The 24,163-nt window shown below is 68.5% G+C and carries 18 protein-coding genes; 14 read left to right on the forward strand and 4 right to left on the reverse strand.

Annotated elements, in window-relative coordinates:
* Positions 1-51 precede the first annotated feature (51 nt).
* From coaE (ACSU1G_RS09170) to ACSU1G_RS09185, 4 genes are all read left to right on the forward strand, one after another.
* A complete protein-coding gene (coaE, locus tag ACSU1G_RS09170) occupies positions 52-2,430 on the forward strand; it encodes a dephospho-CoA kinase (protein WP_439279613.1) in 2,379 nt (792 codons plus the stop codon).
* A complete protein-coding gene (gene coaE, locus ACSU1G_RS09175) occupies positions 2,427-3,059 on the forward strand; it encodes a dephospho-CoA kinase (protein ID WP_439279614.1) in 633 nt (210 codons plus the stop codon). The genes coaE (ACSU1G_RS09170) and coaE (ACSU1G_RS09175) overlap by 4 nt, the downstream gene beginning before the upstream one ends.
* Positions 3,060-3,086: 27 nt before the next feature.
* The gene (uvrB, locus tag ACSU1G_RS09180) at positions 3,087-5,249 is read left to right on the forward strand and encodes an excinuclease ABC subunit UvrB (RefSeq protein WP_439279615.1); all 2,163 of its coding nucleotides are present in this window, start codon (positions 3,087-3,089) and stop codon (positions 5,247-5,249) included.
* A gap of 206 nt (positions 5,250-5,455) precedes the next feature.
* Positions 5,456-6,718, forward strand: a complete 1,263-nt coding sequence (locus tag ACSU1G_RS09185) for a TerC family protein (protein WP_439279616.1) — start codon at positions 5,456-5,458, stop codon at positions 6,716-6,718.
* Positions 6,719-6,806: 88 nt separating this feature from the next.
* Here ACSU1G_RS09185 and ACSU1G_RS09190 read toward each other — a convergent pair whose 3' ends face one another.
* Genes ACSU1G_RS09190 through ACSU1G_RS09200 form a run of 3 tightly spaced genes read right to left on the reverse strand, consistent with a single transcriptional unit; the run spans position 6,807 to position 11,427 of the window.
* On the reverse strand, positions 6,807-8,243 hold the full coding sequence (locus ACSU1G_RS09190; RefSeq protein ID WP_439279617.1) for an alpha/beta fold hydrolase: 1,437 nt from the start codon (positions 8,241-8,243) through the stop codon (positions 6,807-6,809).
* Complete coding sequence (locus ACSU1G_RS09195; protein ID WP_439279618.1) at positions 8,240-8,776, reverse strand: GNAT family N-acetyltransferase; 537 nt, start codon at positions 8,774-8,776, stop codon at positions 8,240-8,242. The genes ACSU1G_RS09190 and ACSU1G_RS09195 overlap by 4 nt, the downstream gene beginning before the upstream one ends.
* Positions 8,773-11,427, reverse strand: a complete 2,655-nt coding sequence (locus ACSU1G_RS09200) for a DEAD/DEAH box helicase (RefSeq protein ID WP_439279619.1) — start codon at positions 11,425-11,427, stop codon at positions 8,773-8,775. The genes ACSU1G_RS09195 and ACSU1G_RS09200 overlap by 4 nt, the downstream gene beginning before the upstream one ends.
* Positions 11,428-11,471: 44 nt before the next feature.
* On the opposite strand from ACSU1G_RS09200, the gene ACSU1G_RS09205 reads away from it, so the two are divergent.
* Positions 11,472-12,314: a methyltransferase domain-containing protein gene (locus ACSU1G_RS09205; RefSeq protein ID WP_439279620.1), complete on the forward strand. Its 843-nt coding sequence runs from the start codon at positions 11,472-11,474 to the stop codon at positions 12,312-12,314.
* Between the two features lie 29 nt (positions 12,315-12,343).
* Here ACSU1G_RS09205 and ACSU1G_RS09210 read toward each other — a convergent pair whose 3' ends face one another.
* The gene (locus ACSU1G_RS09210) at positions 12,344-13,024 is read right to left on the reverse strand and encodes an MBL fold metallo-hydrolase (RefSeq protein WP_439279621.1); all 681 of its coding nucleotides are present in this window, start codon (positions 13,022-13,024) and stop codon (positions 12,344-12,346) included.
* 205 nt (positions 13,025-13,229) lie between these two features.
* Between ACSU1G_RS09210 and ACSU1G_RS09215 the strand changes: the two genes are divergently transcribed.
* From ACSU1G_RS09215 to ACSU1G_RS09255, 9 genes are all read left to right on the forward strand, one after another.
* Entirely contained in the window at positions 13,230-13,637 is a 408-nt protein-coding gene (locus ACSU1G_RS09215) for a GntR family transcriptional regulator (RefSeq protein WP_439279622.1), read from the forward strand.
* A gap of 81 nt (positions 13,638-13,718) precedes the next feature.
* The gene (gene uvrA / locus ACSU1G_RS09220; RefSeq protein ID WP_439279623.1) at positions 13,719-16,685 is read left to right on the forward strand and encodes an excinuclease ABC subunit UvrA; all 2,967 of its coding nucleotides are present in this window, start codon (positions 13,719-13,721) and stop codon (positions 16,683-16,685) included.
* Positions 16,686-16,693: 8 nt separating this feature from the next.
* Positions 16,694-17,410, forward strand: a complete 717-nt coding sequence (locus ACSU1G_RS09225) for an HAD hydrolase-like protein (protein WP_439279624.1) — start codon at positions 16,694-16,696, stop codon at positions 17,408-17,410.
* A gap of 54 nt (positions 17,411-17,464) precedes the next feature.
* The gene (locus tag ACSU1G_RS09230; protein ID WP_439279625.1) at positions 17,465-18,160 is read left to right on the forward strand and encodes a lysophospholipid acyltransferase family protein; all 696 of its coding nucleotides are present in this window, start codon (positions 17,465-17,467) and stop codon (positions 18,158-18,160) included.
* A gap of 18 nt (positions 18,161-18,178) precedes the next feature.
* Positions 18,179-20,218: an excinuclease ABC subunit UvrC gene (uvrC, locus tag ACSU1G_RS09235; RefSeq protein WP_439279626.1), complete on the forward strand. Its 2,040-nt coding sequence runs from the start codon at positions 18,179-18,181 to the stop codon at positions 20,216-20,218.
* A 69-nt stretch (positions 20,219-20,287) separates the two neighbouring features.
* Entirely contained in the window at positions 20,288-21,181 is an 894-nt protein-coding gene (rapZ, locus tag ACSU1G_RS09240) for an RNase adapter RapZ (RefSeq protein WP_439279627.1), read from the forward strand.
* 10 nt (positions 21,182-21,191) lie between these two features.
* A complete protein-coding gene (locus tag ACSU1G_RS09245; protein ID WP_439279628.1) occupies positions 21,192-22,232 on the forward strand; it encodes a gluconeogenesis factor YvcK family protein in 1,041 nt (346 codons plus the stop codon).
* Positions 22,233-22,316: 84 nt separating this feature from the next.
* Positions 22,317-23,306: a DNA-binding protein WhiA gene (gene whiA, locus ACSU1G_RS09250; RefSeq protein ID WP_439279629.1), complete on the forward strand. Its 990-nt coding sequence runs from the start codon at positions 22,317-22,319 to the stop codon at positions 23,304-23,306.
* A 135-nt stretch (positions 23,307-23,441) separates the two neighbouring features.
* The gene (locus ACSU1G_RS09255; RefSeq protein WP_439279630.1) at positions 23,442-24,065 is read left to right on the forward strand and encodes a superoxide dismutase; all 624 of its coding nucleotides are present in this window, start codon (positions 23,442-23,444) and stop codon (positions 24,063-24,065) included.
* The last annotated feature ends 98 nt before the right edge of the window (positions 24,066-24,163 follow it).

The raw sequence follows: 24,163 nt of genomic DNA on the forward strand, positions 1-24,163 counted from the left end.
TTGCCGTGCGGCCCACTGACCACGCGACGGTACCAACTCGAGGGGGACATCGTGCTGACCCGACTACACAACCGGCTGGGCCTGCGGACCGGGCCGGCCATCTTCTTCGTCTCGGCCCTGATCATCGTGGTCTTCACGCTGGCGATGGCGATCTTCCCGGGCCCGGTGCAGGGCGGATTCGGCGTGGTGGCCGCGTACCTGCGCTATGAGGTGGGCTGGTTCTACACCCTCGGAACCACCCTGCTGGTGATCTTCGCCGTGGGATTGGCCCTGAGTCGCTTCGGCCGGATCAAGCTCGGCGACGACGACTCAGAGCCCGAGTTCTCCGGCATGGCCTGGTTCGGCATGCTCTTCGCCGCCGGCATCGGGGCCACCCTGATGTTCTGGGGCGTGGCCGAGCCGATGAACCACTACGCCAATCCACCGCTGTACGGGACCGAGCCGTTCTCGGACCAGGCGGCCACCCAGGCCCTGGCGATCTCCAACTTCCACTTCGGCATCCACATGTGGGCTCTGCTCGTCGTCCCCGGTCTGTGCTTCGGCTACTTCACCTATAAGCGCAAGCTCCCCCCGCGGGTGTCCTCGGCCCTGCAGCCCCTGCTGGGGGACCGCATCCACGGGCCGTGGGGCAAGCTCGTGGACATCATCTCGGTGGTGTCCACCGTGTTCGGCCTGGCGGTCTCCGTCGGCCTGGGTGCCATGCAGATCAACAGCGGCATGAACTACGTGATGGGTGTTCCCATCAGTGGCTGGCTTCAGGCCGGCATCGTCGCCGTGATCACCGGCATCGCCCTGGCCTCGGCCTTGGCGGGTCTGGACAAGGGCATCAAGCGCCTGTCCTACCTGAACATCATCCTGGCGATGGTGCTGTTGGTGTACGTCCTCATGTGGGGCGCCACCATGGACACCGTGCGCGGCATCGTCGAGTCAACCGGCGCCTACCTGTCCAACCTGCCGATGCTCTCCTTCTTCAACGACACCTTCGGCGGCGGAGAGTGGTCGGGTGACTGGACCGTCTTCTACTACGCCTGGACCGTGACCTGGTCGCCGTTCGTCGGCCTCTTCATCGCCCGCATCTCCCGCGGCCGCTCGATCCGCGCCTTCGTGACCGCCTGCCTCGGCCTGCCCACGGCCTTCGTGGTCATCTGGTTCGGCATCTACGGCCTCAGCGCCTTCACCGTCGACCGGGCGGAGGGATCCGCGGGATCCCTGACCCAGACCATCGTCACGGACGGGAACGTGGAGGCGGCGCTCTTCCAGCTCCTGCAGTCGTTCCCGCTGTACCTGGTCACGGCCGTGCTGGCCCTGATCGTCATCATCATCTTCTTCGTGACCTCGCTGGACTCCGGAGCACTGGTCCTGGACTCCATGGCCTCGGGCCACGAGGACGAGGGACCAAAACGCCAACGTGTGTTCTGGGGCGTGTCCGTGGGACTCGTCTGCGCCGTGATCCTCGTGACCTCGGGGGAGAACGGCCTGGGCGCCATGCAGGAGGTCATCATCGTCATCGGCGCCCCGGTGATGGCCTTGGCCCTGTTCCAGTCCTGGCTGCTGCTCCGTGCCCTGCGGGAGGACGCCGGGACCGTCCGGCCGCTGCGCACCCGGCAGTGGAAGCAGGTCCTGCCGCTGGAGGAATACCACCGCCGCGCCCATGAGGACGAGCATGACCTGGACGAGTTCGTGATCCGGCCGGAGTACGAGGTGGGCACCGAGCCCGAGTACGAGGTCCTGCAGCCCAACACCTACCACCGGTTGCAGGCCCGCGAGGGGCGTCCCCGCCTGCTGATCGGTCTGACCGGCGGCATCGCCTCGGGCAAGTCCATCGTGGCCCGGCAGTTGGCCGATCTGGGCGCAGTGGTCATCGACGCGGACGACATCGCCCGTGACGCCGTGGCCTCGGGGAGCGACGCCCTCGCCGAGATCCGGGAGCGGTTCGGGGAGGACGTGATCACCGAGAGCGGGGAATTGGATCGACAGGCCTTGGCGGCGATCGTCTTCGGCAACTCCGCTGCGAGGGAGAGCCTCAACGCAATCGTCCACCCGCGGGTGCGCCAGGAGATCGCCGATCGGGCCCTCGGGGCCGGCCCGCAGTCGGTGGTGGTCGTGGATCTGCCGCTGCTCGTGGAGACCGCCTCCGCGGGCGAGTTCGACCTCGTCCTTGCGGTGGAGACCTCCGCTGAGGACCGTGTGGCCAGACTCGTGCACGAGCGTGGGATGTCCATCCAGGAGGCCTGGCAGCGGGTGGACGCCCAGGCCACGGATGCCGAGCGCCGGGAGGCCGCAGAGGAGATCATCGTCAACGACGCGAGCCTGAACGACCTATCCGAGGCCACCCGGCGGTTCTGGCAAGATCACGTGCAGCCCGTCCTCGACGAGCACCACGCAACCGCCGATACGGACAGCGCCACCACCGGGGGCGGAGCCCAGTGAGCGAGACGGAAGCCGGCCGCGTCAGACCCCGCCTGCACATCGGCCTGACGGGGGGCATCGCCTCGGGCAAGTCCACCGTGGCGGCGGAGCTGGCCGCCCTCGGCGCCCTTGTGGTGGACGCGGACGCCCTCTCCCGCGCGGTCGTGGAGCCCGGCAGTGAAGGCCTGGACCTCGTGCGTCAGGCCCTGGGGCCCACTGCGATCGCGGCGGACGGCACCATGGACCGGGCCGCCGTCGGGAAGCTGGTGTTCGCCGACCCGGAGGCGCGGAACACCCTCAACGGCATCATCCACCCCCTGGTGCGTGCCGCGGGCCGCCGGCTGGTCGAGGAGGCCGGGCCGGACGCCGTCGTGGTCCAGGACGTGCCGTTGCTCGTGGAGACGGGTCAGGCCGGCGCCTATGACCTGGTGCTGGTGGTGGAGGCCGAGGCCGAGGAACGGGTGGCCCGCATGATCCGGGACCGGGGGATGACGGATGCCGAGGCCCGGGCGCGGATGGCGGCGCAGGCCACGGACGAGCAACGCCGGGCGGTGGCGGACGTGCTGATCGTCAACGACGCCGGCCTCGAGGACCTGCGCCGCACCACCCGGCGGGTGTGGGATGAGTACGTGGCCCCGAAGCTGACGTAGTCACTCGAACAGTTGTACGGTGGGACTATGAGTCTGGCGCAGAAGATCAACCGGCAGGTCGCACCGTTCGAGGTCATCTCGGACTATCAACCCTCGGGGGATCAGCCGAAGGCGATCGCGGAACTCACCGAACGGGTGCAGGCCGGGGAGAAGGACGTGGTCCTGCTCGGGGCCACCGGTACGGGTAAGTCCGCGACCACCGCGTGGCTCGTGGAGAAGCTCCAGCGGCCCACCCTGATCATGGTCCAGAACAAGACCCTGGCGGCCCAGCTGGCCAATGAATTCCGGGAGCTGCTGCCGAACAACGCGGTCGAGTACTTCGTCTCCTACTACGACTACTACCAGCCCGAAGCGTATGTGCCGCAGTCGGACACCTTCATCGAGAAGGACTCCTCCATCAACGAGGAGGTCGAGCGATTGCGACACTCGGCCACCAACGCGCTGCTGACCCGGCGGGATGTGGTGGTGGTGGCCACCGTGTCCTGCATCTACGGCCTCGGCACCCCCGAGGAGTACATCGAGCAGATGGTGACGCTGCGCCGCGGCGAGGAGATGGACCGGGACACCCTGCTGCGCCAGTTCGTGGCCATGCAGTACGTGCGCAACGACCAGGACTTCCACCGGGGGACCTTCCGGGTGCGCGGGGACACGGTCGAGATCATCCCGATGTATGAGGAACTGGCCATCCGGATCGAGTTCTTCGGAGACGAGATCGAGTCCATCCAGACGCTGCACCCCCTCACCGGACACATCGTCCGCGAGGAGGAGGAGATGTACATCTTCCCGGCCTCGCATTACGTGGCCGGGGATGAGCGCATGCACAGGGCCATCGGCAGCATCGAGGACGAGCTGCGGGACCGCCTGCAGGAGTTCGAGTCCCAGAACAAGCTGCTCGAGGCCCAGCGGTTGCGGATGCGCACCACCTACGACCTCGAGATGATGCAGGAGATGGGCTACTGCAACGGCATCGAGAACTACTCGCGGCATATCGATGGCCGGGAGGGCGGCTCCGCGCCACACTGCCTGCTCGACTACTTCCCGGACGACTTCCTGCTCGTGGTGGACGAGTCGCACGTGACGATCCCGCAGATCGGGGCCATGTACGAGGGCGACATGTCCCGCAAGCGCACCCTGGTGGAGCACGGGTTCCGGCTGCCCTCGGCCATGGACAACCGCCCCCTGAAGTGGGGTGAATTCCAGGATCGGATCGGCCAGACCGTGTACCTCTCCGCCACACCCGGCAAGTACGAGCTGGCCCAAGCAGATGGTGTGGTGGAGCAGATCATCCGTCCCACCGGACTCGTGGACCCGGAACTCGTGGTCAAGCCGACGAAGGGCCAGATCGACGATCTGCTCGAGGAGATCCGGGTGCGCGCCGCCAAGGACGAGCGGGTGTTGGTGACCACCCTGACCAAGCGCATGGCGGAGGATCTCACGGAGTACCTGCTGGAGCACGGGGTCAAGGTGGAGTATCTGCACTCGGACGTGGACACCCTGCGGCGCGTCGAGCTGCTGCGCGAGCTGCGCCGCGGAACGTTCGACGTGCTGGTGGGGATCAACCTGCTCCGGGAAGGGCTGGATCTGCCCGAGGTCTCCCTCGTCTCCATCCTGGACGCGGACAAGGAGGGCTTCCTGCGTTCGGCGACCTCCCTCATCCAGACCATCGGCCGTGCCGCCCGCAACGTGGACGGCCAGGTGCACATGTACGCGGACCGGATCACCGACTCCATGCAGTTCGCGATCGACGAGACGAACCGCCGCCGCGAGGTGCAGAAGGACTACAACACCGAACACGGCATCGACCCGACGCCGTTGCGCAAGAAGATCGCGGACATCACCGACCAGCTGGCCCGGGAGGACGCGGACTCCGCCGACTTCCTCGCCGGCATGGGCGGGGTGAAGTCCGGCTTCGACTACGGCATGGGCAAACGCGGCTACACCGCCACCATCACGGACGAGCAGCGGGCCGCGGCGGCCCACGGTGACGATTCCGGGTCGTCAGCAGCCTCGGGCGCGCCGGACGTGGCGAAACTACCGGCCAAGGACCTGTCTGATTTGATCGAGCAGATGAGTCAGCAGATGCACCAGGCCGCCGTCGACCTGCAGTTCGAACTGGCCGCACGCATCCGGGACGAGGTGGCGGACCTGAAGAAGGAATTGCGCCAGATGAAGCGGGAGGGCCACGCCTGAGCCAGGCATCCTCGACCTGCTGGGAGGGCTTCGCGGTACACTGGGCCACGGCGTAGGGGAGTATCCCGAACACTGCGGACGTCAACACGCGGACCACCCGGGCGGTGCACCATGCATCCCGAAGGGCCCGCCGGACGCAGTGGCCTGCTGGTGTCAGCAGGCGGAGAGACTTGCGGCACACACCCACCTGAACGGAAAGTGACTGCATGGAAATCACAGCGCTGACGTGGATCATCACCATTGCGGTGATCATCGCGCTCCTGGCCTTCGACTACATCTTCCACGTGCGGAAGGCGCACATCCCCACCATCAGGGAAGCGGCCATCTGGTCCGCGATCTATGTGGGGATCGCCCTGATCTTCGGTCTCGTGTTCTTCGTGCTGGGGGATACCCAGCATGCTGTGGAGTACTACGCCGGGTACATCACCGAGAAGGCCCTGAGTGTGGACAACCTCTTCGTCTTCCTCGTCATCATGGCCTCCTTCAAGGTGCCCCGTGAGTACCAGCAGAAGGTGCTGTTGTTCGGCATCACCTTCGCCCTGATCTCGCGCACGGTCTTCATCCTGCTCGGCGCCGCGGTGATCGAGGTGTGGTCCGACGTGTTCTACCTGTTCGGCCTGGCGCTGCTGCTCATCGCGGGCGGTCAGCTGAAGGGTGAGCTGACCGGCAGCGACGAGAACAAGGACGAGGCGGACAACGTCCTGGTCCGGCTGGCCAAGCGTGTGCTGCCGGCCTCGGACGAGTACCACGAGGACAAGCTCTTCACGCGGAAGAACGGCAAACGGCTGATGACGCCGATGCTGCTCGTCATGGTGTCGATCGGCCTGACCGACGTGCTCTTCGCCTTCGACTCGATCCCCGCCATCTACGGCCTCACCCAGGAGCCGTATATCGTGTTCGCCGCCACGGCGTTCTCCCTGATGGGCCTGCGCCAGCTGTTCTTCCTGATCGACGGGCTGCTGGACCGTCTCGTCTACCTCTCCTACGGACTGGTGGCGATCCTGGGCTTCATCGGCGTCAAGCTCATCCTGCACGCCCTGCACGAGAACAACCTGCGCTTCATCAACGACGGCGAGAACGTCTCGGTGGTCGAGATCTCCACCGGGGTGTCCCTGCTGGTCATCCTCGGGATCCTGGTGGTCACCGTGGTGGCCTCCCTGTACAGCCCCAAGGGCCGTGCCCTGGTGGCCCTGCAGAATGCCGAGAAGTTCGCCCACCGCTACACCAAGCTGGACGAGAACGCCTCGGATGAGGACCGCCGTGCCGCCGAGGAGAAGATGGACCGTTGGACGTTGGAGGCGGAGAAGGTCTCGCAGCGCTACCGGGATGAGCTGTTGGACCATAAGGACAGCTACTCCGAGATCATCCGGACCGCCCACGAGACCCGGGTGGCCACGGCCACGGCCGAGGGACGCGGCGTGCCGGAGGTCTCCGACGCCATCGTCAAGAACCAGGGGCCGAAGGTCTGACACCGGCCCTCTGTTTCCCTGCGCACCACGGCGGAAGGCCCGCACCGGAACCACTTCCGGTGCGGGCCTTCCGCCGGTCAGTGGCCGGTCATCGTGCGGTCATCTCGAGCAGCCGCCGGAGGATGACCGCGCCGTCGTCGCCGAGACCGTCATGGTGGTACGCATCGGTCTCCCAGACCTGTAGCCCGGCCACCCGGGACGCCGTCTCCAGCGAGAGGACACGGTCCACGTAGACATCGTGCGTGTACACGGCCGCCGCCACCGGGACGGTGTTCGCGGCCAGAGACTCCAGGTGGTAGAGCGGGCCCCAGTCGGTGCGGTGGGCGAGGGCCTCGGTGACACCAGTCAATGGCGCCAGCGCCGGATCCAGCTCCGGGTACCAGTCGAAGACCATCTCACCGGTGAGCAGCGGACTCTCCGTTCGGGCAGGGTCGAAGTCTGCCAGCTCGGGGGAGCCCTCCAGGAGCCGTTGCGCGGCCCAGGCCGTCGCGGTGCTGCCGGTGTCTGCACCTTCAGCGTCCGTTCTGGTGGCGCTGTATTCGCGGGGCTGGGCGTAGATGGACTCGTGCATCACGAGGTAGAGGGGGTTCGCGGCCCGGGTGACCTGCTGGTACAGGCCGTGCAGGAAGGCGTCGGACACCAGCGGTCCTTCCGGCGACTCCACGAGCGCCTCCTGCAGCAGGTAGTGCAACTGGTCCATCCGGGTGTTGCCGCCCAGGTACATCCCCAGCACCTGTACCCGACCCACCGTGAGCGGTGACCCGTCCGGCAGTTGGACCCCGCCGGCGCGGACCCTCGCGTAGATGCGGGCCAGCACCCCGCGGTCCTCGGGGAACCGGCCGAAGTACTCCTCGTTCCGTGCGCGCATGCGCTCGAAGGTCGCCCGGTAGACCCGTTCGGCGTGCCCGGTCAGGGGCGCGAGACCGCCGGTGATGAGGGCCCGGGCCATCCCCTCCGGATGCCACGAGAGGTAACTGAGGGCACAGAACCCGCCGAAGCTCTGGCCCAGGACCGTCCAGGGTCCGGCTCCCAGGGCCAGCCGGATCAGCTCGGCATCCTGGACGATCGACGGCGCCCGGAAGTGCACCAGGTACTCCGCCTGGTCCGCTGCGGAACCCACCACCGGCAGGGACTGCCGGTTCGCCGGGGTGGACAGTCCCGTGCCGCGCTGGTCCAGCATGAGGATCCGGAAACGCCCTGCGGCCTCCTTCATCCAACCGCCGAGCCGGGCCTGGCGGACGCCCTTGCCCCCGGGGCCACCCTGCAGGAAGAGAAGCCACGGGAGGTCCTCCGGTTCAGGACCGGCGTCTGTCTCCACGGCCGCGAGGTATTCGCGGGCATACACCGTGATCGACCGTCCCTCGGGACGGGCATGGTCCAGAGGCACCGTGAACCAATGGTCGGTGATCCGGGTGCCGTCCAACAGCGTGGACGTGGTGCCGACGCGGTGGCTGGCGTACCCATCCGCGAGCACCGCGGCCGAAGCGGCGAAGAGACGCGGATCCCCCGCGACGCCCGCCCTCACCGGGCGCTGCCCGAGTTCAGGGCCGCACTGTCCTGACCCGCACTGTCCTGACCCGCACTGCGCAAGGCCTCGCCGCACAGTCGGTAGGTGGTCCACTCCTCCAGCGGCACGGCGCCGAGCGCCCGGTAGAAGCCGATGGAGGGCTCGTTCCAGTCCAGGACGGTCCACTCCACCCGGGCGTAACCCCGCTCAGCGGCCAGCCCGGCCAGGTGCAGCAGCAGAGCCTTGCCGTAGCCGCGGCCCCGGACGGCCGGATCCACGTAGAGGTCCTCGAGCCAGATCCCGTGGGTGCCCTCCCAAGTGGAGTAGTTCAGGAACCACAGCGCCATGCCGACCACGGCGCCCACGCCGCCATCGCCCTCCTCGACCACATGACAGAACACGGCCGGGTGCTCCCCGAAGAGGTGCCGTGCCAGTGCTCCCTCCGTGTTCTTGACCGCATCGGGTTCCTTCTCATAGGCCGCGAGGTCGTGGATGAGACGCAGGATGTGGGGCACGTCCTCCGGCCGGGCCGGACGGATGGCCCCGGTCATACGGTCCAGCCCGGTTCGGGCGCCCCCACGGAGACCACGTGCACCACGGGGTGGGCAGCCTCATCCGAGGCGTCCAGGTCCACCACCGCGTTGATGCCCCAGTCCAGGTTGCCCTCCGGGTCGACGAGGACCTGCCGGACCTGCCACCAGCGGTGACCGGTGACGCCCACCGGGGCGCCGCCGTCGGGACCCGGTTTCGGCGAGGCATCCACGCGGAAGTACTGTGGACCGCGGCCGGCCGGGCCGTCGTCGATGTCCTCGTACTCGCCGAAGTAGCCGTCCAGGGCATCCGCCCAGTCGTGTGCCGAGAAGACGTCCCCGGCCTGGCTGCCGAGCTCGGCGAGCGCAGCGTCCTGCTCGTCGCCGAACAGGCGGACCCGGCGGAACATCGCGTTGCGGACCATGACCGTGAAGACCGGACGGTTGGCCGTGAGCCGTGGAGGTTCCGGAGGTGCCAGCTGCTCGTGGTCCTTCTTCAGCTCCTCCACGTCGCCGGCCACCAGGTCTTCCCACTCCTCGATGAGGGAGGAGTCGGTCTGCTTCACGATCTCCGCCAGCCAGGCCATCAGCACGTCCAACTCATCGTCACGGCTGTCCTGGGGGATGGTCTGCCGCAGCGCCTTGACCGCGTCCGTCAGGTAGCGCAGCAGCACCCCCTCGGAGCGGGAGAGCCCGTAGAAGTTCACGTAGTCGGTGAACCCCATGGCCCGTTCGAACATGTCCCGGACCACGGACTTCGGGGTCAACTCGAAATCGTTGAGCCAGGGGGCCGAGGCCCGGTAGGTCTCGAACTGCTGCTCGAGCAGCTCGGCCAGCGGCATCGGGTAGGTGACCTCGTCCAGGGCGTTCATCCGATCCGTGTAGTCCATGCCCTCGGCCTTCATGGCGGCCACGGCCTCCCCGCGTGCCTTCTTGACCTGGGCGGACAGCACCTGACGGGGCGGCTCGAGGGTGGCCTCCACGATCGAGACCAGGTCCAGGGCGTAGCCCGGATCCGCGGGGTCGAGGAGGTCGAAGGCGGCGAGGGCGAAGGGGGAGAGGGGCTGGTTGAGGGCGAAGTTCGCCTGCAGGTCCACCGTGAGGTCCACGGTGCGGCCCTCCGCGTCCGGCTGCGGCAGCTTCTCCACCACCCCCGTGGCCAGCAGCTCGCGGAAGATCCCCAGGGCGCGGCGCATGTGGGCCGCCTGTTTGGCGGGGCTCTCGTGGCTGTTGCGGAGCATCCGGCGGACGGCGACGACCGGGTCGCCCGGCCGGTCCAGGATGTTCAGCAGCATGGAGTGGCTGATGCGCATCTGGCTGGACATGGGCTCCGGGTCGGCCGTGATCAGCTTCTCGAAGGTGGCGCGGCCCCAGGAGACGAAGCCCTTCGGCGGTGTCTTCCTCGGGGATGACTTCGTGGACTGCTTCATGCGCTTGCTGCGCTCCGCTTCGTCCTTGACCGCCGCGAACTTGGCGGCCAGCTTCTGCTGGGTCTTCGCGTTCTCGATGACGTGTTCCGGGGCCTGGACCACCACGAGCCCCGCGGTGTCATAGCCGGCCCGTCCGGCCCGCCCGGCGATCTGGTGGAACTCGCGGGCATGCAGGATGCGGGTGCGCTGCCCGTCGTACTTGCTCAGCGCCGTGATCAGGACGGTGCGGATGGGCACGTTGATCCCCACGCCGAGGGTGTCCGTGCCGCAGATGACCTTCAGCAGACCCTCCTGGGCCAGGCGTTCCACCAGACGGCGGTACTTGGGCAGCATCCCCGCGTGGTGGACGCCGATCCCAGAGCGGACGAGTCGGTTCAGGGTCTTGCCGAACCCTGCGGAGAACTTGAAGCCGGCGATCCGCTCGGCGATGGCGTCCTTCTCCTCGCGGCTGGCCACGGACACCGAGGACAGCGCCTGGGCCCGCTCCACGGCGTCGAGCTGGGAGAAGTGCACCACGTACACGGGCGCCTGGCGGGTCTGGACGAGCTCGTCGACCTTGTCCTGCACGTGGTCCTCGGACCACTCGAAGGTCAAGGGGATCGGCCGCTCCGTGTGGGCCACCGTGACGGCGGTGCGGCCGGTACGCTCCGTCAGGTCCTCCTCGAAGCGCGTGGTGTCCCCGAGGGTGGCGCTCATCAGCAGGAACTGGGCCTGCGGCAGCTCGAGCAGGGGCAGCTGCCAGGCCCATCCGCGTTGAGGGTCGGCGTAGAAGTGGAACTCATCCATCACCACGGTCCCCACGTCCAGACCGGAGCCCTCCCGCAGGGCCTGGTTGGCCAGGATCTCGGCCGTGCAGCAGATGATGGGGGCGTCCCCGTTGACGGCGGAGTCACCCGTGACCATGCCGACCTGGTCCGCACCGAAGATCTCCACCAGGGCGAAGAACTTCTCGGAGACCAAGGCCTTGATCGGCGCCGTGTAGTACGTCCGCTGACCCGTGGCCAGTGCGTGGAAGTGGGCGGCCACGGCCACCAGGGATTTTCCGGATCCCGTGGGGGTCGACAGGATCACATGATGGCCCTGCACCAACTCCATGACGGCCTCGTCCTGGGCCGGGTACAGGCTCACGTCCCGGGAGCGGGTCCAGTCCAGGAACCCGTCGTACACGGCATCGGGGGAGGGCCGGGCCGGCCGGCCGTCGGCAGTGGGGTCGGCAGCGGGAATCAGATCGGAGAGCAACATTACGTCCAGCCTACGTCGCCACCGGGACGCGCTAGCGTGGGGGCATGCAGGACTTCACCTGGGACCCCCAGCAGTACACCGTGTTCGCCGATCGACGGGCCCGGCCGTTCCGAGACCTGACCGCCCGGGTCCGCGCCGCGGACCCGAAGGTCGTGGTGGATCTGGGGTGTGGGCCGGGGAACATGACCCGCACCCTGGCGGAACGTTGGCCGGGGGCCCGGGTCATCGGCCTGGACTCCTCGGCGGACATGGTCCAGACCGCCCGGCAGCTGGCGGCCGAGGCCGGGTTGGACAACCTGAGCTTCGACCAGGTGGACGCCGAGCGGTGGCAACCGGACGAAGCGGTGGACGTGGTGGTGTCCAACGCGATGCTGCAGTGGATCCCGGACCACCGGGGGCTCGTGGCCGGATGGCTCGAGGCCTTGAAGCCCGGAGCCTGGTTCGCCGTGCAGGTGCCCGGGAACTTCGCGGCACCGTCCCATGCAACCATCGCGGAGATGTCCCGCCGCCCCGAGTTCACCGACGCACTCCATGGCGTGACGGAACGTGAATCCGTCTACACCACCCATGAGTACCTCCAGACCCTCATCGCCGCCGGCTTCGAGGCGGATGTCTGGGAGACCACCTACAGCCAGCCCCTGACCGGTTACGATCCGGTCTACGACTGGGTGCGTGGTGCGGCGCTGCGGCCCTCACTGCAACGGCTGGAGGCCGCCGACCGGCGGGACGGCAGCAACCTGCAGGAACGGTACATCGAGGAGTACCGGCGGATCATGCGCGAGTCCTACCAGACGTACCTCACGCCCGAGGGGGTCCGGCTGACGGACTACCCGTTCCGGCGGATCTTCATGGTGGGCGTCAAGAGCGACCTCTCGCCCAGCATCTGACCCGGCTCCTCATCTGAGCAGGCTCCGCCTCACCAGCCGCGGGCGCGCCACTCGTCGAGGTGGGGCCGTTCCGCGCCCAGGGTGGTGTGGTCGCCGTGGCCCGGGTGGACCGTCAGGTCGTCCGGGTACACCTCGAAGAGGCGCTCGACCACGTCGGTGAGCAGCTGGTTGAACCGCTCCGGGTCCTGCTGCGTGTTCCCCACGCCCCCGGGGAACAGGCTGTCCCCGGAGAAACACAGCGGCGGGCCGTCCTCGGGCTCGTAGACGAGTGCCACCGAGCCGGGGGTGTGGCCCCGGAGCCCGACGACGGCCAGCGAGATCCCGTCAAAGGTCGCGGTATCGCCGTGGTTGAGCAGGACCTTGGCGGCCACGCCGGTCTCCGCCTCGATGGCTGCCGCATCGTCGACGCCGGCGGCAGTCGGTACCCCGGTGGTGTCCACCACCTCGGCCAGGGCGCGGATGTGGTCCCAGTGCTGGTGGGTCGTGATGATCACCGCCAGCTTCAGCTCGCAGGGGGTGTCCTCACTGGCGGAGTGCAGCAACTCCCGCACCGCCTCGGCGTCGTCTGCCGCGTCGATCAGCACCTGCGTCCCCGACGTCTTCGAGGTGATGACGTACACGTTGTTCGACATCTCGGAGACAGCTCGCTGGCGGACGGTCACCCGGGGCAGATCGTGCAGCAGCCGGATGGGAGAGGTGGATGAAGGCATGGGCCACAGTCTAAGGACGTTGACCACCACCGGGGCAAGCCCGCACCACGGGTCAAGGCCCCAAGGCCCCAGGGCCGCCGGGCCGCCGGGCCGCCGGGCACGGTCCCCGTGCGTGCACCGGGTGCAGTCGCACCTGCACGGTCTGGTTCGGATAAGGTGGCGAAACCGGAATCTTCAGCGGGATCACACCAGAGACGGGGGACACATGGCGGGCCAGGCCAAAAACCCCACTCCCACGGTCCCCACGTGGCTGGTCACCGCGCTGACCGTCAAGGCGACCTCGACCGTCCCGCCGTATGAACAGGTCCGGACCGGACTGCTGGACCTCATCCACCGCAACCGGCTCCCCGTCGGCAGTAAGCTGCCCACCGTCCGGGCGTTGGCGGCGGCCCTGGGGGTCTCGGCCAACACCGTGGCCCGGGCCTACAAGGAACTGGAGCAGGCCTCCGTGGTGACCGCCCGGCCCCGGCTGGGGACGGTGGTGGCGCAGGGCGCCGACTCCGCCGAGTCCCAGCTGGCGGCTGCCGCCACCGCCTATGCCGAGGTGGCGCGCACCCTCGGGTTCGGGCGGCGTGATGCCGTCCGGCAACTGGACGCGGTCTTTCCCGCTTGAGGTCGTTCGCTGAGGGGTAGTTCGCTGAGGGCCGACAGTTCGAAGGGGTGTTCGAAGCCGGTCTGTCATACAGTGGATTCCGTGCCGAAATCCCTCACCACCCCCGAGTCCACCCACGGCCTCGCCGCCGGTCCAGCGGCCGGTGCCCACCGCCACGATCCAGACCGGATCGTGGTCAAGGGCGCCCGCGAACACAACCTGAAGAATGTGGACCTGGACATCCCGCGCGATGCCCTCGTGGTGTTCACGGGCCTCTCCGGTTCAGGCAAGTCCTCCCTCGCCTTTGACACGATCTTCGCGGAGGGCCAGCGCCGTTACGTGGAGTCCCTGTCCTCCTATGCGCGCATGTTCCTCGGCCGCGTGGACAAGCCGTCGGTCGACTTCATCGAAGGCCTGTCCCCGGCGGTCTCGATCGACCAGAAGTCCACGAACCGGAACCCCCGGTCCACGGTGGGCACCATCACCGAGGTCTATGACTACATGCGTCTGCTCTGGGCGCGGATCGGCATCCCCCACTGTCCCGAGTGCGGTGAACCGGCCAGCAAGCAGTCGCCGCAGCAGATCGTGGACCAGCTCGGTGAGCTGCCCGCCAAGACCCGCTTCCAGGTCCTCGCCCCCGTGGCCCGCGGCCGCAAGGGCGAGTTCGTGGACGTCTTCGCCAACCTCGCCACGCAGGGCTTCTCCCGGGCCATCGTGGACGGTGAGCTGATCCAGCTCTCCGATCCGCCCAAACTCAAGAAGCAGGTCAAGCACACCATCGCGGTGGTGGTGGACCGCCTCGCCATGAAGGACGGCATCCGGCAGCGCCTCACCGACTCCGTGGAGACGGCGCTGAACCTGGCGGACGGCCTCGTGGTGATCGACTTCGTGGACGTGGACGCCGCCGTGGACCCGGCCAAGGCCAACGCCGGGGAGTGGGATGCCTTCGACGCCGAGGGGAACCCGAAATTCCGCTCGTTCTCCGAGAAGCTGTCCTGCCCGAACGGCCACCAGCTGACGATCGATGAGATCGAGCCGCGGTCCTTCTCCTTCAACAACCCCTTCGGCGCGTGCACCGTCTGCACGGGCATCGGGACCAAGCTGGAGGTGGATGAGGACCTCGTGGTCCCAGACCAGGACAAGTCGCTAGCCGAGGGCGCCATCGCCCCCTGGTCCCTCGGCAAGTCCACCGCCGAGTACTGGCAGCGCCTGCTCTCCGGCCTGGCCAGTGAGGTCGGCTTCGGCATGGACACCCCGTGGAAGGACCTTCCCGCGGCCGCCCGCAAGGCCGTGCTGCACGGCAAGGACTTCAAGGTCGAGGTCTCGTATCGCAACCGGTTCGGCCGCGAACGCCGCTACACCACCGGCTTCGAGGGGGTCATCGACTACATCCACCGCAAGCACCTCGAGACCGAGTCGGACCACGCGCGGGACCGCTACGAGTCGTACATGCGCCAGATCCCGTGTGCCGCCTGCAACGGGGCCCGGCTGAACCCGACGTCGTTGTCCGTCACAGTGGGCGACAAGTCGATCGCGGAGGCCTCCGTCCTGCCCATGCAGGAGGCCATCGACTTCTTCGGTCAGCTCTCGCTCTCGGATCGGGACGTGCAGATCGCCGACCAGGTGCTCAAGGAGATCCTGGCGCGGCTGCGCTTCATGCTGGACGTCGGTCTGAACTACCTGAACCTGGAGCGCCCCGCGGGAACCCTGTCCGGAGGGGAGGCACAGCGGATCCGGCTGGCCACCCAGATCGGCTCGGGGCTCGTGGGCGTGCTGTACGTCCTGGACGAGCCCTCCATCGGCCTGCACCAGAGGGACAACCGCCGTCTGATCGAGACGCTCATCCGCCTGCGGGACCTCGGCAACACCCTGATCGTGGTGGAGCATGACGAGGACACGATCGCGGAGGCCGACTGGATCGTGGACATCGGCCCCCGGGCCGGGGAACACGGCGGCGAGATCGTGCACTCGGGCTCGCTCGAGGGGCTCAAGGCCAACACCCGTTCGCTGACCGGCGACTACCTCGCCGGGCGCCGCGAGATCGCCCTGCCCGCGCAGCGCCGTCCGCTGGACCGGGAGCGGACCGTCAGCGTGATCGGGGCCCGGGAGAACAACCTGCGCAACGTGAGCGCCGAATTCCCCCTGGGCGTCCTCACCGCGGTCACCGGCGTCTCGGGCTCCGGGAAGTCGACCCTCGTCAACGAGATCCTGTACAAGGTGCTGGCCAACCAGCTCAACAACGCCAAGCACGTGCCGGGACGCCACAAGCGGGTCAACGGACTGGAGAACCTGGACAAGGTGGTGCACGTGGACCAGAGCCCGATCGGGCGCACCCCGCGCTCCAACCCGGCCACCTACACCGGCGTCTTCGACACCATCCGGAAGCTGTTCGCGGACACCCAGGAGGCCAAGGTCCGCGGCTACCAGCCGGGGCGCTTCTCCTTCAACATCAAGGGCGGACGCTGTGAGGCCTGCTCGGGCGACGGCACCCTGAAGATCGAGATGAACTTCCTGCCGGACGTCTACGTCCCCTGCGAGGTCTGCCACGGCGACCGGTACAACCGGGAGACCCTCGAGGTGCTCTACAAGGGCAAGAACATAGCCGAGGTCCTGCAGATGCCGATCGAGGAGGCCGCCGAGTTCTTCTCCGCCTACGGCAAGATCTCGCGGTACCTCAACACGCTGGTGGACGTGGGCCTGGGCTACGTCAAACTCGGTCAGCCGGCCACGACCCTCTCGGGTGGCGAGGCCCAGCGGGTGAAGCTGGCGGCCGAACTCCAGAAGCGCTCGAACGGGCGCAGCATCTACGTGTTGGACGAGCCGACCACGGGGCTGCACTTCGAGGACATCCGCAAGCTCCTCGGCGTCCTGCAGTCCCTCGTGGACAAGGGCAACACCGTGATCACGATCGAGCACAACCTGGACGTCATCAAGTCCGCCGACCACGTGATCGACCTCGGCCCGGAGGGCGGCTCCGGCGGCGGCACCATCGTGGCCACCGGGACTCCGGAAGAGGTGGCCCGGAACAAGGACAGCTACACCGGCCAGTTCCTCGCCACCGTCCTGTGACCAGTCCTGTGACCAGTTCTGTCCGCAGTCCTGTGGACCGTCCCGCGATCCTCTTCGACCTCGACGGAACCCTGGTGGACCCGGCCGGATCCATCACGGGCGGGATCGCGGCGTCGCTGAGGAGCAACGGCCTGCCCGTCCCGGGACCCGAGCAGCTCAACGCCCTGGTGGGGCCACCGCTGCGCGAGGGGCTCCGGTCCCTCGAGGGGGTGACCGAGGAGAACCTGCCGGCCGTGATCCGGGACTACCGGGCGGGCTACCTGAGCCACGGCATGGCGGCCAGCACCGTCTACCCCGGCATCCGGGATGCCCTGATGGACCTGGGCGGTGAGTACCGGCTGGTGGTGGCCACGTCGAAGCCGCAGGCCCTGGCCCGCCGTCTGCTCCGCTGCCAGGGACTGGACCACCACTTCGCGGCGATCTGCGGCTCCAACGATGATGAGACCGCGCCCGTGCCGCCACACGGCACCAAGGTGCAGGCCATGGCCGAGGCCCTGGCCGCCGTCGGGCATCCCGAGCGGGCCGTGATGGTGGGGGACCGGCACTTCGACCTGCACGGCGCAACCCACCACGGCCTGCCGGGGATCGGGGCGCTGTGGGGTTTCGGCACGCAGGCGGAGCTGACCGCGGCCGGGGCCACGGCCCTGTGTGAGGACGCCGCGGACCTCCCGGAGAGGTGCCGGGAGCTGTTGCGCCACGGACACGCGGACCGTCCGGCACTATGATGGATCCGGTCCGCGGCGGGTGCCGCGGAAACACCAGCAGTGGAGAGGACGGTCATGGCGACCAGTGAAGCCGTGCGCACGGGGATGCGTGCCATGGTCAAGGTCACCTGCCGGCCCACCGTCACGGGCCTGGAACACGTACCGGACACGGGCGGCTTCATCGTCGCCAGCAACCACCTGTCCTTCCTCGACTCGGTCATCCTGCAGGCGATGATGCCGCGCATGGTGCACTTCTTCGCCAAGGCCGAGTACTTCACCCAGCCCGGGGTCAAGGGCAAGGTCATGAAGGGGTTCTTCGAGTCCGTCGGGTCGATCCCCGTCGAGCGGGACCAGCAGGCCGCGTCGGTGGCGGCCCTGGGCCTGCTCGTGGACCATCTGGAGGCCGGCACCGGCGTGGGCATCTACCCCGAGGGCACCCGGAGCCGGGACGGCCGCCTGTACAAGGGCCGCACCGGGGTCGGCTGGCTGGCGCTGGCCACCGGGGTGCCGGTGGTCCCGGTGGGGCTGGCCGGCACGGAACGGCTCCAGCCGCCGGGGTCCAACCGCTTCACCCCCCACCGTTTCTCGCTCACGGTGGGCCCGCCGCTGCAGTTCGAGCACCTGGGCGCCAAGCACCCACTGCCGCCACGCCGGCAGGCCACCGCCGAGATCATGGACGCCATCGCCGCCCTCTCCGGGCAGGAGCGCGTGCCGAGGTACAACACCCCCGTCTCCGACGGCGCAGCCCAGCAGCCGCCGGCCCAGTCGTGATGCCAGCAGGGATGCGCCGTGGCTGATCCCGCCAGCTACCGGCCGAAGTCCGGTGAGGTCCCCACCTCACCGGGCGTCTACCGCTTCCGTGATCCGGACGGCCGGGTCATCTACGTGGGCAAGGCCAAGAGCCTGCGGTCCCGGTTGGCCTCCTACTTCCAGGACCCGGCAGGCCTGCACCCCAAGACCCGGACCATGGTGTTCACCGCCGGCTCCGTGGAGTGGACGGTGGTCGGCTCCGAGCTGGAGGCCCTGCAGCTCGAGTACACCTGGATCAAGCAGTTCACACCGCGGTTCAACATCATGTACCGGGATGACAAGTCCTACCCGTACCTGGCGGTCACCCTGAACGAGAAGTACCCGCGCGTCCAGGTCATGCGCGGGGACAAGCGCAAGGGGGTGAAGTACTTCGGCCCCTTCCACCCGGCCAAGGCCATCCGTGAGACCGTGGACCTGATGCTGCGGGTCTTCCCGGTCCGCACCTGCTCCTCCGGGGTGTTCCGCCGGGCCGAGCTCTCCGGCCGGCCGTGTCTGATGGGCTACATCGACAAGTGCGCGGCGCCGTGCGTGGGCCGGATCAGCCCGGACGACCACCGCAAGCTCGCGCAGGACTTCTGCGACTTCATGGCCGGGGACGCCCACGTCTACATCCGCCGCCTCGAGACCCAGATGAAGGAGGCCGTCGCGGACCTGCGCTACGAGGATGCGGCGCGCCGGCGTGACGACATCGCCGCGTTGAAGCGGGTCTTCGAGCGCAACGCGGTGGTGCTGCCCGAGACCACCGAGGCGGACATCTTCGCCTTCGCCGAGGACGAGCTCGAGGCCGCCGTACAGGTGTTCCACGTCCGGGAGGGTCGCATCCGCGGCCAACGCGGCTGGGTGGTGGAGAAGGTCGAGGACGTCACGCCGGCCACCATGGTGGAGCAGCTCCTGGAACAGGTCTACGGCTCCCTGGAGGACACCAGCCGCATTCCGCGGGAGGTGCTGGTGCCCGAACTCCCGGACAACGCGGAGCAGGTGGCCACCCTGCTGTCCGGGATCCGCGGGGCCCACGTGAACCTGCGCGTACCACAGCGGGGGGACAAGAAGGCCCTCATGGACACGGTGAAGGAGAACGCCGAACTCGCCCTGAAGCTGCACAAGTCACGTCGGTCCGGCGATCTGACCACCCGCTCCGCGGCCCTGCGCGAGCTGCAGGAGGCCCTCGAACTGGATGAGCCGCTGCTGCGGATCGAGTGCTATGACATCTCCCATGTCTCCGGCACCAACGTGGTGGGGTCCATGGTGGTGGTGGAGGACGGCCTGCCCAAGAAGGCGGACTACCGGAAGTTCAGCGTGACGGGAGAGGCCGCCCGGGATGACACCGCCGCCATGCGCCATGTGCTGACCCGTCGGTTCAAGCACTACCTCGACGACCAGGAGCGCAGCGGCACCTTCGCCACCGGCCAGATCGAGCTGGAGGAGACCGGGCCGGAAGCGGAGTGGAAAGCAGAGCAGAAGACCGGGCCCGACGGCGGCGGCGCACCCGCCGCCGACGGTGCCCGGCCGGCGTCACGCAGGTTCGCCTATCCTCCGTCCCTGGTGGTGGTGGACGGCGGACCCCCACAGGTGGCCTCGGCCGCCCAGGCCCTGCAGGACCTGGGGATCACGGACGTGCCCGTGGTGGGTCTCGCCAAGCGGCTGGAGGAGCTGTGGTTGCCGGGAGACGAGTTCCCCCTCGTGCTGCCCCGGGCCTCTCAGGGGCTCTACCTGCTCCAGCGCATCCGCGATGAGTCCCACCGCTTCGCGATCTCCTTCCACCGGCAGAAGCGCGGCGCCTCGATGGTCTCCTCCGCGCTGGACGGGATCGAGGGTCTCGGGCCGGCCCGGCAGAAGGCCCTGCTGAAACACTTCGGCTCGGTCAAGCGCATCCGCGCCGCCACGGTGGAGCACCTGCAGGAGGTCAAGGGGGTCGGCCCGGCCCTCGCGGAATCCATCCACGCCGCCCTGCAGCCGGAGCCCGGCTCCGAGGCCGTCACACCCGGTGTGAACCTCACCACCGGGGAGATCCTCGACTGACGGCGGAGGCCGATGGACGCCGGGGACCGGCAGAAACCGGGGCGGGGCGAAACTGGGTAGTCTGGACGCATGAGTGACGGACTGACCCCGGTGAAACCACCCACCTCCGAAGTCCTCATCGTCACCGGCATGTCCGGTGCTGGGCGGACCACCGCCGCCCATGCTCTGGAGGACCACGGCTGGTACGTGGTGGAGAACATCCCGCCGCAGCTGTTCGGCACCCTGACCGACCTGATCGGCCGGTCCCCGGAGGCGATCCCGCGGCTGGCCCTGGTGGTGGACGTCCGGTCCAAGGAACTGTTCGCGGACATCCAGGAGGCCCTGGAACAACTGCACGCCCAGGGCGTCGGCTACCGGGTCCTGTTCCTGGACGCCAGCGACGACGTGTTGGTGCGCCGCTTCGAATCGGCGCGCCGGCCGCACCCCCTGCAGGGCTCCGGCCGGATCCCGGACGGAATCGCCGCCGAGCGCCTCCTGTTGCGGGAGTTGAAGGAACAGGCCGAGATCGTGGTGGACACCACCAGCAAGAACGTCCACACCCTGGCCACCACCATCACGGAGCTGTTCACGGAATCCGGGCCGATCGTGCTGCGCCTGAACGTGATGAGCTTCGGCTTCAAGTACGGCCTGCCGCAGGACGCGAACTTCATGGCGGACGTCCGGTTCCTGCCGAACCCGCATTGGGTCCCCGAGCTGCGGCCCTTCACCGGCCGGGACGAAGCGGTCTCGGACTTCGTCCTGCAGCAGCAGGGCGCCGCGGAGTTCGTGGACCACTACCTGGCCGCCCTGCGCCCCGTGCTGGACGGATACCGCCGCGAGAACAAGCACTACGCCACTATCGCCATCGGCTGTACGGGCGGCAAGCACCGCTCGGTGGCGATGGCCGAGGAACTGGGCCGCCGCCTGAGTCAGCAGCCCCGCGTGACCGTCAAGGTCCAGCACCGGGACCTGGGCCGGGAATGACGGGCCGGGGATGAGCAGCCATTTCACGGGCCAGCTACCGCTGGCCCCGAGCTTCGCCCCCGCCCCGGGCGAGCCGGCGGGCACCTACGATCCCTCCCTGCGGGTCACCGCCCTGGGCGGTGGACACGGCCTCTCCGCCACGCTGCGCGCCCTGAGGCTGATCGCCGGCGAGATCACCGCGGTGGTCACGGTGGCGGACGACGGCGGATCCTCCGGACGGATCCGCCAGGAGATGGACGTCCTGCCGCCCGGCGACCTCCGGATGGCCTTGGCGGCCCTGTGTGATGACACCGACTGGGGCCGGACCTGGCGGGACGTGATGCAGCACCGCTTCACGTCCAAGGAAGGCACGGACGCCACCCTGGACAACCACGCCCTCGGCAACCTGCTCATCGTGGCCTTGTGGGAGCTGCTCGGGGATCCCGTGGGCGGACTGAGGTGGGCGGGCGCGCTGCTGGGCGCCCGCGGTCAGGTGCTGCCGATGTCCACCGTCCCCCTGACCATCTCCGGTGCCGTCCTGTCCGAGAACGGGTCCGGCGAGTTGGTGCGGCGCACCGTGACGGGGCAGTCCAAGCTGGCCACGGCGGGCAAGGACAGCAGGGTCTCACACATCCGCCTGCAGCCGGAGGGCGCCCCGGCCTGCGTGGAGTCGCTGGAGGCCATCGAACTGTCCGACTGGATCGTCCTGGGTCCCGGTTCCTGGTACACGTCCGTGCTTCCGCACCTGCTGCTGCCCGAACAGCGCGATGCGCTGGTCCGGACCACGGCGCGCAAGGCGCTGGTGATGAATCTCACCACGGATACCTCGGAGACCTCCGGCATGAGCGCCGCAGACCATCTGGAGGTCATCCGCCATTACGCGCCGGACCTGCGGTTGGACTGCGTCATAGCAGATCAGCACGCGATCCAGGATGTCACCGGCTTCGAGGAGGCGGCAGCCCGGCTGGGGGCGCACGTACTGTTTAGTAAGGTTGGTGGCGGTTCCGGGAACCCCGTGCACGACCCCCTGCGACTGGCCCTGGCGTTTCAAGAGGCCTTCAAAGGCTCCTGATACGGTCATCGTCGTCCCGTCTGCCCGGTCCACTGACCGGGTGGCCACCCACCCGATCAAGCGAAAGATGTGAGGCGAGACCCCATGGCGTTGACTGCGGCCGTGAAAGAGGAATTGGCCCATCATGGGATCAAGAGCTCTTCCGAACGAAAGGCCGAGGTCTCGGCCATGCTGCGGTTCGCTGGCGGCCTCCACATCATCTCCGGACGGATCGTGATCGAGGCGGAACTGGACCAGGCCGCCACGGCCCGCCGGCTCCGGACCGCCATCGCCGAGGTCTACGGGCACGGCAGCGAGATCATCGTGGTCTCCGGGGGCAACCTGCGCAAGGGCAACCGCTACGTCATCCGGGTCATCCGGGACGGTGAGTCCCTGGCCCGGCAGACCGGCCTGCTGGATGTACGTGGGCGGCCGGTCCGTGGCCTGCCCCCGATGATCGTCAACGGCTCCGTGGCCGACGCCGAGGCCGTCTGGCGCGGCGCGTTCCTCGCCCACGGTTCCCTGACCGAGCCGGGACGCTCCTCCTCGCTCGAGGTGACCTGTCCCGGCTCGGAGGCGGCGTTGGCCCTCGTGGGCTCCGCACGCCGCCTCGGGATCGCCGCCAAGGCCCGTGAGGTGCGCGGCGTGGACCGGGTCGTGATCCGGGACGGGGACGCGATCTCCGCCCTGCTGACCCGGATGGGTGCCCACGAGACCGTCTTGGTGTGGGAGGAGCGCCGGACCCGCAAGGAGGTCCGGGCCACCGCCAACCGGCTCGCCAACTTCGATGACGCGAACCTGCGGCGCTCGGCCCAGGCCGCCGTCGCCGCCGGGGCCCGGGTGGAGCGCGCGCTGCAGATCCTCGGGGACGAGGTGCCGGACCACCTCAAGTACGCCGGCCAGCTCCGCGTGGAGCACAAGCAGGCCTCCCTGGACGAGCTCGGCCGCCTCGCCGACCCGCCCATGACCAAGGACGCCATCGCCGGCCGGATCCGCCGCCTGCTGGCCATGGCGGACAAGCGCGCCGCTGACGAGGGCCTCCCCGGCACCGAGGCCGCCCTGCCGAGCGGTGCCACGGACACAGACTTCGGCTGAACATTGCGGCCCTGAGCGGAACGGGTGGCCAGGCCACCCGGCGGCGTGCTTAGGATGGGAGGAAGGACTCCACAGCGGGTCCGCCCCACGGCCCGGTGACCCCGGGACCGCATATCTGTCCATCAAGGAGGAAACATGGCTGAATTCACCCTGCCGGAACTGGATTACGACTACGCCGCTCTCGAGCCGCACATCTCGGCGAGGATCATGGAGCTTCACCACTCCAAGCACCACGCCACCTACGTCAAGGGCGCCAACACCGCCCTCGAGAAGCTGGCCGCCGCCCGTGACGCGAACGACTTCGGATCGGTCAACCAGCTCTCCAAGGACCTGGCCTTCAACCTGGGTGGTCACACGAACCACTCGATCTTCTGGAAGAACCTCTCCCCGAACGGTGGCGACAAGCCCACCGGCGAGCTCTCCGCCGCGATCGACGAGTTCTTCGGGTCCTTCGACAAGTTCCAGGCCCACTTCACCGCCGCCGCACTGGGCATCCAGGGCTCCGGCTGGGCCGTGCTGGCCTACGAGCCGATGGGCGGCAACCTCGTCATCGAGCAGTTCTACGACCAGCAGAACGGTGTGCCCGTGGCCACCATCCCGCTGTTCCAGCTGGACATGTGGGAGCACGCCTTCTACCTCGACTACCAGAACGTCAAGGCCGACTACATCAAGGCCGTCTGGAACATCGTGAACTGGGCGGACGTCACCGCCCGCTTCGAGGCCGCCCGCTCCGGCGCCTCCAAGCTCGTCATCGTCTGATCCGGTGACCTGGTGACGGGCCGGCCTGCCTGACGGGCCGGCCGGCCCGCTTCATCTCCACTCGTTTCCATCGTTTCCAGTTTTGTCGTGTTCGCCTA

The organism is Microbacterium sp. A93 (genome assembly GCF_051842835.1).